Annotated in this window: 13 protein-coding genes; 7 read left to right on the top strand and 6 right to left on the bottom strand. The window is 30.2% G+C overall.

Annotation, left to right across the window (positions count from 1 at the left end; translation table 11 throughout):
* Window position 1 precedes the first annotated feature (1 nt).
* The 6 genes from JJE11_RS08210 to JJE11_RS08185 all read right to left on the bottom strand — a co-directional run bounded on the left by JJE11_RS08210 (window position 2) and on the right by JJE11_RS08185 (window position 4,553).
* Complete coding sequence (locus tag JJE11_RS08210) at window positions 2–1,195, bottom strand: S8 family serine peptidase (protein WP_291634429.1); 1,194 nt, start codon at window positions 1,193–1,195, stop codon at window positions 2–4.
* 148 nt (window positions 1,196–1,343) lie between these two features.
* On the bottom strand, window positions 1,344–2,258 hold the full coding sequence (locus JJE11_RS08205; RefSeq protein WP_291634427.1) for a selenium metabolism-associated LysR family transcriptional regulator: 915 nt from the start codon (window positions 2,256–2,258) through the stop codon (window positions 1,344–1,346).
* A gap of 146 nt (window positions 2,259–2,404) precedes the next feature.
* Complete coding sequence (locus JJE11_RS08200; protein ID WP_291634431.1) at window positions 2,405–2,797, bottom strand: DMT family transporter; 393 nt, start codon at window positions 2,795–2,797, stop codon at window positions 2,405–2,407.
* 145 nt (window positions 2,798–2,942) lie between these two features.
* On the bottom strand, window positions 2,943–3,428 hold the full coding sequence (locus tag JJE11_RS08195) for a dUTP diphosphatase (protein WP_291634424.1): 486 nt from the start codon (window positions 3,426–3,428) through the stop codon (window positions 2,943–2,945).
* A complete protein-coding gene (locus JJE11_RS08190; RefSeq protein ID WP_291634422.1) occupies window positions 3,394–3,963 on the bottom strand; it encodes a 2'-5' RNA ligase family protein in 570 nt (189 codons plus the stop codon). Before JJE11_RS08190 ends, JJE11_RS08195 begins: the two co-directional genes overlap by 35 nt.
* A 41-nt stretch (window positions 3,964–4,004) precedes the next feature.
* The gene (locus JJE11_RS08185) at window positions 4,005–4,553 is read right to left on the bottom strand and encodes a hypothetical protein (RefSeq protein WP_291634420.1); all 549 of its coding nucleotides are present in this window, start codon (window positions 4,551–4,553) and stop codon (window positions 4,005–4,007) included.
* A gap of 246 nt (window positions 4,554–4,799) precedes the next feature.
* Here JJE11_RS08185 and JJE11_RS08180 point away from each other — a divergent pair, with 246 nt between their 5' ends.
* The 7 genes from JJE11_RS08180 to JJE11_RS08150 all read left to right on the top strand — a co-directional run.
* Complete coding sequence (locus JJE11_RS08180) at window positions 4,800–4,958, top strand: DUF1540 domain-containing protein (RefSeq protein ID WP_291634418.1); 159 nt, start codon at window positions 4,800–4,802, stop codon at window positions 4,956–4,958.
* Window positions 4,959–5,180: 222 nt separating this feature from the next.
* On the top strand, window positions 5,181–6,437 hold the full coding sequence (locus JJE11_RS08175; protein WP_291634416.1) for a UDP-N-acetylglucosamine 1-carboxyvinyltransferase: 1,257 nt from the start codon (window positions 5,181–5,183) through the stop codon (window positions 6,435–6,437).
* 25 nt (window positions 6,438–6,462) lie between these two features.
* Entirely contained in the window at window positions 6,463–7,248 is a 786-nt protein-coding gene (locus JJE11_RS08170) for an MBL fold metallo-hydrolase (RefSeq protein ID WP_291634414.1), read from the top strand.
* A 14-nt stretch (window positions 7,249–7,262) separates the two neighbouring features.
* The gene (locus JJE11_RS08165) at window positions 7,263–7,826 is read left to right on the top strand and encodes a GerMN domain-containing protein (RefSeq protein ID WP_291634412.1); all 564 of its coding nucleotides are present in this window, start codon (window positions 7,263–7,265) and stop codon (window positions 7,824–7,826) included.
* A 123-nt stretch (window positions 7,827–7,949) separates the two neighbouring features.
* On the top strand, window positions 7,950–8,447 hold the full coding sequence (locus JJE11_RS08160; protein WP_291634410.1) for an SEC-C metal-binding domain-containing protein: 498 nt from the start codon (window positions 7,950–7,952) through the stop codon (window positions 8,445–8,447).
* A 226-nt stretch (window positions 8,448–8,673) separates the two neighbouring features.
* Window positions 8,674–9,297, top strand: coding sequence for a TetR/AcrR family transcriptional regulator (locus JJE11_RS08155; RefSeq protein ID WP_291634408.1), 624 nt, complete (start codon window positions 8,674–8,676; stop codon window positions 9,295–9,297).
* Window positions 9,298–9,357: 60 nt separating this feature from the next.
* On the top strand, window positions 9,358–10,068 hold a 711-nt coding region (locus JJE11_RS08150; protein WP_291634406.1), incomplete at its 3' end, for an ABC transporter ATP-binding protein.

The raw sequence follows: 10,068 nt of genomic DNA, 5'->3' as shown, positions 1-10,068 counted from the left end.
ATTATGGTAATAATTTTTCTAAATTTAGAATTCCTGCACCTTGCATATATTTTGGGGAATTTATTAAGCTTGACGATACCTTTAATAATGCCAATGTATCTTTGAAGCATAAATCTTTATTGTTCTCATAGAGGAGAGCACATACCCCACTTATAAAAGCTGCAGAGCAGGAAGTTCCAGTGTAGGTCGTATATAGATTATTGATAAGAGGGGGATACATCTTCACACCATTTTTTTCTGATACGAATTGTGTGTCTGTTATCAATGAACATACATCAACACAGGCAGCAATTAAATTTGGTTTATCAAGTTTCTGGCAAGGACCGGAAGATGAATATTCATATATTTTTGGAATACCTGTACTATCATACCCACCTACGGTTATACAATTACTAAGTGTAGCTATGCCACGTATTGAATTCTTGATATTATTATTGCTTCCGCTAGGAACGATTACCACGAGGCCCTTAGATATTGCAACGTCAAAAAGTTTCGAAAATAGTGAAAGCACAAATTCATTGGTTTCTAGAGTTTCAAAGGGCAGACAAATGATTTTAATATTGAAATCAACACTATCGTTAATTAAAGTTTCTAATGAAAATAAAATATCAGATATAAAACCCTTACCTAGTTTGTTAAAGGCTTTAATCATATATATATGGCTATCTTTTGCAACCCCTTTGTACATGCCTTTTGACCCATAACCGCTACCACAAATTAACCCACTGATAAAGGTGCCGTGGCCATTATCATCATAAGGATAGGTTGAATTATTAATAACATCTACAAACTTTTTAATTCTAGTGCTAGGCTTCAATAAGTCACAATGCGGATACACACCACTATCAACTATTCCAATACCGATGCCCTTTCCAGTAAGGGTATAGTTACTTTGAAATGATACGCCGTTCGACGAGAGTACACTATTTCCACATAAATGTGCATAAGAATCAAAAGTTATGTATGCTACCTGTGGATATTCGAGTAATCTCTCTATAACAGTTGCGGTTAAAATAGCACAAATACATTTTACCCCCGGAATATGCCGTATGATTTCGCATTTTAAGGATTTGATTTTATTAACGGTTTTACTATCAAGGGATTTGCAGTATATTATTACCCTATAGTTTTCATATAGGCTACTTAACAAAGCATGTCTTAAGGTAGGGTCTATCTTATTTTTGAAGGAAAACATGTGCGCCTCCTAATGTATTGTTACATTATTATAGTATATGCAAATTCTCAAAATATGTTAACAAAAAAGCATATATTACAAAATACATGAAAATGCATTTTGTAATATATGCTTTTCTTAACACCCTCAAGAGTTCAGATTATAAAATTTAGATTTCTTGTTCTTCACATTCTTTGAGTGAAAACATATCTTTACACATACTAAAGAAAGCATTAGCAATGGGAGTCAATGTACGCTTTGAGTTAATAATTAAATATAGATTTCTTTTTAAGAGCAAATCTTTAATTCTACTTATCTTAATTTTACTACTATCAATATAATCAAAAGATATTTTTTCTGAAATAATAGATACACCTGTACCTAGCTTTACAAATTGAAGAAGGTTGTCCAAAGTATTCACTTCACAAAATACGTTTAACAAACTAGAGTTTATACCCTTTGATTCAAGTGCAATATCAAGGGTACTCCTGGTGGCAGAATTTTTTTCGCGAAGTATAAACTTATATTTCAGTAAATCCTCCAGAAGTATTTCATCGGGGATATTAAGGGCGGTACTAGAGATTAAAACAAGATTATCTTCCATAAGTTTATAACTTTTAATCTTTGCGTTTTTAATTGTGGTCCCAACTATAGCAATTTCACAGTTAAGATCTAAAATATCTTTTATTATATCTCCAGAACTTTGTTCCGTGATGTTAAAACGAACATCTGGGTAAACCTTACTGAACTTTTTTATAAGGTCAGGCACCAATGAATTACATGGGGTGGTGCTAGCTGATAAATTTAATTTCCCAGATATTGTAGTATTAAAATTAGAAAGGTTAGAAATGGCATTATTACGAGTATTTATTATATTAATTGCATATTCTAAAAAAGATCCGCCAGCAGGAGTTAAGTAAACTTCTTTAGAAGTTCTGTCAAAAAGTTGAACATTTAATTCTCGTTCTAAGCTAGCTATATGAGAGCTTATTGTAGGTTGGGATAAAAAAATTGTATTAGCTGCCTTAGAGAAACTTCTAAATCTGGCTACACTAATGAAGGCTTCGATTTGCTTGAAATCCATAAATAGTCCTCCTTGTATATTCAATATATAAAAAGTAGTTGAATTTAAATATTAATGTACTCCATTTATAATTATGGATATATATATAAGTAATTTCAATAGGTAAGATAAAAAAAATTAAATTCAAAAAAATAGGAAAGAGCTGATTACCCTTTCCATTTAAATACTATTATACCTACAATCATTATACCAATACCTATAAACTTAGATAATGCAAATTTAATTTGCTGTGCGCCAAACATTCCAAATCTATCGATTATGCCGGCAGCGAGTAGCTGAGAAACCAATATAATTGCAATGGAACAAGTTGGCCCCATGTTTGATATACCTATCATAACAGAAAATATAATTATAGCACCTAAGACTCCCCCTAGTAAATATAATTTATTAACTTCTTTTATAGCTTTAAAATTACCATTACCAGCTATAAGAAGTATTATTAAGGTTAAAATTAACCCGGTTCCTTGAACGAAAACATTAGTTTCCCAAAGTCCGATTTTTTCACTTACTCTTGTATTAAAAACACCTTGAAGACTCATACATATGCCTGCAATTATAGAAAATACTAAACCCAATCACAATCACACTCCTCCAGATTAGTTTACCCAGAATGTATTGTAATATTTAAAAAAACATTTATTTTATCTTTAGGTAGTTAATATTTGCAACTTCGCAGGTGGTGATTTAATATCCATTATCTTGTCTTTCATGATTTATGTTGTTTTTATATAAATATGCATTTTCAATATCTTCCTTGGAAAATCCTAAATTTTCACCTAGACTTAAAAAGTTCTGAAAAATGTTCAAATAATTGTCTATTGAAGAACAAATAATAAAATCTGAAATATTTACATATAAATTTAAAAACTGCTGCGATAATTCGCATGTAATATATTTAGTATTCAAAGTAATATCTGCAAAGTTTTTTTCAAGTCCTATGCTTAAAATAAAGTGAAGACAATCAACATACTCCTCTAGAATTACATCTTTAGTTGAAGGGAGTTTTATACTCCAAAATTTAAAACAACGAGTTTCATTTGCCAGTTCTCCGAGTTCCACTTGGAGGGAGAGTATTTTCTTTTGTAATAAGGGTATTCCGTAAAGGTTATGTTCTGTTAGAATTCTATTGTCTAAATCATTTTGCATCTGGAATAATTTTTGTAAATTCATATCTTTTAACCACCATTTCATTATTATCATTTATAGGTTTCCAAAGCTCTATAGCATTAACCTTAATAGATTCTGAGAATTTTTCATCATTAGCTAAATTACAAGCGGATAAATATTCACTATCAGACCACTCTCTATTAGAAAAGTTTGTGTTAGCCAGTGAAATGTGCAAATTCCAATCTTCAATATGTTCGCGAACCTTAAAACCTTGTGCATTTAAAATAGAATTTAGGTTTTTAGATAATTCATACACAGTACCTTTATTTTTAATGTTTAAGTTTACAGATTTATAGGGAGGGTCAAAACATATTACACCATTTAATTCAAATTCAAATTTAGTGTAATCTTTAAGAATATTTTCTAAAGAAATATCTAAATCGTGAAGATTGGGGTCAGTTATTGTTTCTAAAGTCACATGAAGCATAGGTAAATTATCATCTGAGTATAGGTTATACTTTTTACAGAGTGACTTTTGCATAGATTCCATATGTTTATAAGATGATTTATCAAATAAGCCAACCAAGTAGTAAATCATTTTTATTCTCCTCCTCAGGCTTAAAATGTAACTTTATGTTTTTAGTAATCTCTTAAAGCATAAGTTTTAACTAGAATTTCTTTTTTAGTGCTAATCTGCTTCCATAACTCAAGTCTAGAAACCTTTGCAAAATTAAAAAATTCATCTTTGTTTATTGTATCATCAATAGCAATTGTGCCTCCATTACAAGACTTTTTAATAATGTGATTGGCATTTGCAAGTAGAATATGCAAATCAATACTATTGTTATCATTCTTAACGTTAAAACCATGTAAGTCCAAAGTGTCTATAATATTTCTAGCTATACGAAAAATATAGCCTTTATCCTTAACTTTAAGATTAACTTGACTGAAATTTTCACTTAAACCAATACTATTATGTATACCCACCTTGAATTTTTTATAAGGAACTATAATTTTAGAAATAACTACATCTAATTTTTCTAGATCGGGGTTCGTTATAGCAGTTATAGGTATATAAATAATAGGAGAGCTCTTGTATAGTTTATATTTTGTACAAATATCCTTTTGAATATTTTGGATTATAGGAATAGATAGCTCATCAAATAGCGCAACTAAAAAATATTTCATGTTTTTCCTCCAAACGAAATTAATAACCAAGATTGGTTAACATTATTTTGACCAAATTATAACTTATTATAACATAATTTTTGAGTTTTGTACTTTTTATGTAAATTTATGTATATATAATTTAAAAAAGATTATCGAGAATAAGAAATGTAGTTAAAGTAATAAAAGACCTTTTGTAGTTTTGCATAATTAATTCTAATAACGCTAATAATAACTTTGTAATTAATTAAGGGAGGTGCTTTTATTATGAAACATAATGATAGTATAGGATGTTCAGTGACTGAATGTAAACACCATTGTACTGAGGATAATTACTGTACTTTAAACAAAATCGATGTTATAAAACATGAAAGTGTTGCTAAAACACAAGAATGTACAGATTGTGGAAGTTTTAAAACAATATAAGAGTTTAAAAGCCACCTGTGGTAATACAGGTGGCTTTTTCATTTTTATGGGAAAATGATAGAATAAAATTAATGTTGTAGGAAATCTCGCATTTTATAAAATAAATTTTTTTCAGTATTTCAAAAATAAATGTTAGAATAGAATATAGGTATGGTATAATTAAATTTGAGTATAAAAATAAAAGTAACACAATATATAATACATAGTGAGGATGATACAAATATGGATAAATTGGTAATTAACGGGGGTAAGCATATACTTGGTCAAGTAGAAATAAGTGGTGCGAAAAATGCTGCGGTAGCAATTTTACCAGTAGCAATAATAGCAAGTAAGGGTAAATGTATAATAGAAAATATTCCTAATATAGAAGATGTAAATTGTATTGAAAGAATATTAGAGAATTTAGGTTGTGAAATTAAAAGGGAAAAAAATTCAGTCTCCATAGATAGTACAAATATAAATAGCATAGATGCTAATGCAGAAGATGTAAGAAAAATGAGAGCGTCCTATTATTTGATTGGCGCACTTTTAGCTAGGTTTAAAAAGGCTAGAGTAGCACTTCCCGGGGGGTGCCCAATAGGGGCTAGACCAATAGATCAACATATAAAAGGCTTTGAGGCACTTGGAGCAACGGTAACTATTGAGGATGGCGCTGTAAATGTTCAGGCTGATAGATTAATTGGGACTAGTATATATTTTGATGTAGTTAGTGTAGGTGCAACAATAAATGTAATGGCTGCTGCAACGCTTGCAGAGGGTACAACTATTTTAGAAAATTCTGCAAAGGAACCACATGTTGTTGATGTAGCTAACTTCTTAAACTCAATGGGAGCTAATATTAAAGGCGCAGGTACAGATGTTATAAGAATTATAGGTGTGGAAGAATTAACAGGATGTACCTATAGTGTAATTCCAGATCAAATTGAGGCAGGTACATTTATGATAGCAGCTGCTGCTTGCGGTGGGGAACTAACTATAAATAATGTTATTCCAAAACATCTTGAATCAATTTCTGCAAAACTTATGGAAATGGGAGCAGAAGTATATGAAGGTGGAGATAGTATTACTGTTAAAGCACAAGGAAGACTCAAGGCTGTAAATATTAAGACACTACCTTATCCAGGTTTTCCAACGGATGTTCAGCAGCCAATGAACACATTGTTATGTATTTCAGAGGGTAAAAGCATAATAAATGAAAGTATCTGGGAATCAAGATTTAAACATGTTGATGAATTAAAAAAAATGGGAGCTAACATAAAAGTTGCAGGAAGTGTTGCTACAGTGGAAGGAATAGAGAAACTTATAGGAACAGTGGTAATAGCATCAGATTTAAGAGCAGGAGCTGCTCTAGTTATAGCTGGGCTTATAGCAGAAGGTACTACGGAAATTTTAGGCATAGAGCACATTGATAGAGGATATCCAAACATTGAAGAAAAATTTAGAAGTATAGGGGCAGATATACGAAGGGTTACCATATAACAATTTAAAATTAAAGGAGACAATTATGATTTTTTGTCCATTATATAGTGGAAGTAGTGGAAATAGTATATTTGTAGCGTCACAAAATACAAAGATTTTAGTGGATGCTGGTATGCCAGGGAAAAGTATTGAAAGCGCACTTAAACATATAAATCAAGATCCTAATGATATTGATGGTATTTTTATTACCCATGAACATTCTGATCACATAAAGGGTGTAGGAATTATGTCTAGAAGATATGACATACCAATATATGCCAATGAGAATACTTGGAAAGCTATGAAAATTAAAATAGGTAATATAAAAGAAAACAACATAAGAATTATTAATAGTAATTCTGTGGATATAAAGGACATGCATATAATAAATTATAATATATCACATGATGCAGTAGCACCTATAGGATACGCGTTATACAGTGGAAACAAGAAGGCATGCATAGCTACAGATTTAGGCTATTTTTCTAAAGAGGTAAAGGCTATAATAAAAGATGCAGATGTAATTCTACTCGAGAGTAATCACGATGTAGAAATGGTAAAGTTTGGGCCTTATCCATATCCGTTAAAAAGAAGAATACTAAGTGATGTGGGACACTTATCCAATGAAGCATGTGGTCAAGCTATAGTAGAAATAATGAATGATAAACAAAAACATATTATTTTAGGACATTTGAGTAAAACTAACAATTATCCTGATTTAGCCTATCAAACAGTGGTTAATATACTTAAAGAGAATTATATTGAAATAGGTAGGGACATCTCTTTAAATTTAGCTAGAAGAGATATGCCAAGTGATGTAATTGATTTTTAGAGGAGATGTCAAATATGAAAAAAATACTGAAAATATTATTATGTTCTGTGCTAGTTGTTTCAACAGTGGCATTTTTTGGTTGTGAAAAAAAAGATCAGAAAAGCGTGACCAATAAAGAAAAGCTTGAGAATCTAAAGCTACCACTAGAAAAAGATGGCTTTATCCAATTCGGTATTTATTTTGATGGGACAAAAGATGGTGCAAATGTACAAGTAGTTAAAGATATGAGACTTATTAATAAAGAAGAGCTTATTGGAGAAACTATTATGCAAGAACTTATAAAAGGACCTACCTTAAAAAGTGAGCTAAAACCAATACTTTCTAAAGAAACTAGGCTATTAAGTTTTTCTATTAAAGATGATATTGCTTATGTTAATTTAAGTAAGGAAGCTAAAATAGATATGTCAGAGGCAGAAGAAAAAAGTTGCCTACAAGGTATAGCAGCTTCTTTAGCCCAATTGCCATCTGTAGAGAAAGTGAAAATTACATTGCAAAATAAAGATATTGATACTTTAGGTGGAAACTTTGATATATCCAAACCTTTTAATAAAGCGGAAATAATACCAATTAAAAAATAGAAGTTTAGCTATAAAAATGCATTTAATTTAAGCGTTTTAAACATATATGTTGAAAACTAATGAAATCTCTATTATAATGATGGAATATAACAAAATACATTATGATTCGAAGGAGAATATAAGATGAGTTTATATAAAGAGTGGACAGATATGGTGGTTGATTATGTTAAACGTAGGGGAGAACCTGCTTTTTGGCAAGAATATGGAGAAGTTGAAAAACGTATTTATACTAAATTATTATCAAACCATAAAGATGAAATTAAGGGAAGCATAGAAGACCTTGCTAAATACTTTGATGTATCCAACATATATTTTATGGGATTTACTGATGGAATAAACGATAGTCTTTTAGAACCTGTACAACTAGAAGAAACTGAACCTTTAACAGAAGTGAATTTTAAAATAGACTTTGAAAAACTTTATTTCAATATGCTAGATGCAAAAGCGGATTATCTTTATGAACTTCCTCAATGGGAAGGAATTTTCTCAAAAGAAAAAAGAAAAGAAATTCAAAGGGATTATAGAGATTCCAAAACCGTAGTTAATAATGATAAAGTTGGAAGAAATGATGCATGTAGCTGTGGAAGTGGGAAAAAATACAAGAAATGTTGCGGGAAATAATTTGAACAATAAAATATAAGATTTTTACTTCTTGGTTTACAACTGAGCTCACAGCAACAAATAAATTAAATTAAATTAAATTAAATTAAATTAAACTTTGCACATTTTGTGTGAGGTTTTATTTTTTTATGGAGGGAATTTTGAGGGGCGCATAAATTACATTGACCAAAACGGTCAATGGTGATAAAGTATAAGTAATAATAAACTAGGGAATAAGGTGAATAGCATGTTTTCAAAATTTCTAAACATAAATTCAGAAAAACAAGAAAGAATATTAGAGGCAGCTATTAGAGAATTTGCAGATAAAGGTTTTGAAAAAGCATCTACAAATGAGATTGTTAAAGACGCGGGAATATCGAAGGGAATCTTATTTCACTATTTCAAAAATAAGAAAAATCTTTATTTATTTACTTTTGATTATTCAGTAGAACTTTGCATGGATGAATTTTTTAAAAAGGTTGATTTGGAAGAACGAGATTTTTTTGAAAAATTACGACAAATATCGTCGTTTAAATTAGAGTTAGTTAACCTATATCCTAGTATCTTTAAATTCTTCGAAGTAGTAATAGGTGAAGAATGTATTGAGGTAAAAAATGAAATAGGAGAAAGAAAGAAAAAGCTTACTGAGAGTAATTACAGTAAAGTATTTAATAATATAGATGTATCCAAATTTCGTGATGGAGTCGATGTAAGTAGGTCTATAAATATTATAATGTGGACACTTGAGGGGATTGGTACAAGTGAATTACAAAAGGCAAAAAAATCAGAATCTAAGCAAATTAGTTATGAAAAAACCTTTGCTGAAATGGATATTTATACAGAGATATTTAAGAATTGTTTTTATAAATAGTATTAAATCATTTGGAAAAAATTTTATTTGTAAACAAAACATTACAAGGAGGATTTAAAAATGAATGTTATTGAAATCAAGAATTTGACTAAAAGTTACGGAAAGGCAAGGGGAATAATAGATGTGAGTTTTAATGTTGGGCAGGGAGAAATTTTTGGGTTTATTGGACCTAATGGTGCCGGAAAATCAACACTAATTAGAACACTATTATCTCTTATTTATCCGACTAGTGGGAGTGCTACAATTTTTGGTAAGGACTGCGTGGAATTTGGACCAGAGATAAAAAAAGAAATAGGATATCTACCATCAGAGGTTTTTTATTATGACAATATGAAGGTTATTGATCTACTAAAGTACTCAGCTAGTTTTTATAAGAAAGATTGTAGCACAAGAATTGTGGAACTCGCTGAGATAATGGACCTTGACCTAAATAAAAAAATTGATGATTTATCCTTTGGTAATAAAAAGAAAGTTGGAATTGTACAAGGATTACTACACTCACCTAAACTTATTATACTTGATGAACCTACTAGTGGACTTGACCCACTTATGCAACAAAAATTTTTTGAACTCCTCGAGGACGAGAATAAGAAGGGGGCAACAATTTTATTTTCTTCTCACATTTTGGGCGAAGTTCAAAGGCTATGTAATCGCGTTGCAATTATTAAAGAAGGAAAAATAATAAAGGTAGAGAAAATTAGTACCTTACAAGAAAATAACCACAAAAAATTTAAAATCGAAGTGAAATCAATAGTAGATGATAATTATTTT

The organism is Clostridium sp. (genome assembly GCF_016650095.1).
Classification (GTDB): Bacteria; Bacillota; Clostridia; order Clostridiales; family Clostridiaceae; genus Clostridium_AD.
Note: the sequence above shows the minus strand (reverse complement) of the source record. Positions and strands in the feature narration are given on the sequence as shown.

Coding starts and splice junctions, on each gene's coding strand:
- JJE11_RS08170 (WP_291634414.1), top strand. CDS start 6,463: ATGATTTTTTGTCCATTATATAGTGGAAGTAGTGGAAATAGTATATTT.
- JJE11_RS08185 (WP_291634420.1), bottom strand. CDS start 4,553: ATGAAATATTTTTTAGTTGCGCTATTTGATGAGCTATCTATTCCTATA.
- JJE11_RS08165 (WP_291634412.1), top strand. CDS start 7,263: ATGAAAAAAATACTGAAAATATTATTATGTTCTGTGCTAGTTGTTTCA.
- JJE11_RS08160 (WP_291634410.1), top strand. CDS start 7,950: ATGAGTTTATATAAAGAGTGGACAGATATGGTGGTTGATTATGTTAAA.
- JJE11_RS08175 (WP_291634416.1), top strand. CDS start 5,181: ATGGATAAATTGGTAATTAACGGGGGTAAGCATATACTTGGTCAAGTA.
- JJE11_RS08190 (WP_291634422.1), bottom strand. CDS start 3,963: ATGATTTACTACTTGGTTGGCTTATTTGATAAATCATCTTATAAACAT.
- JJE11_RS08195 (WP_291634424.1), bottom strand. CDS start 3,428: ATGAATTTACAAAAATTATTCCAGATGCAAAATGATTTAGACAATAGA.
- JJE11_RS08200 (WP_291634431.1), bottom strand. CDS start 2,797: ATGAGTCTTCAAGGTGTTTTTAATACAAGAGTAAGTGAAAAAATCGGA.
- JJE11_RS08180 (WP_291634418.1), top strand. CDS start 4,800: ATGAAACATAATGATAGTATAGGATGTTCAGTGACTGAATGTAAACAC.
- JJE11_RS08205 (WP_291634427.1), bottom strand. CDS start 2,258: ATGGATTTCAAGCAAATCGAAGCCTTCATTAGTGTAGCCAGATTTAGA.
- JJE11_RS08155 (WP_291634408.1), top strand. CDS start 8,674: ATGTTTTCAAAATTTCTAAACATAAATTCAGAAAAACAAGAAAGAATA.
- JJE11_RS08210 (WP_291634429.1), bottom strand. CDS start 1,195: ATGTTTTCCTTCAAAAATAAGATAGACCCTACCTTAAGACATGCTTTG.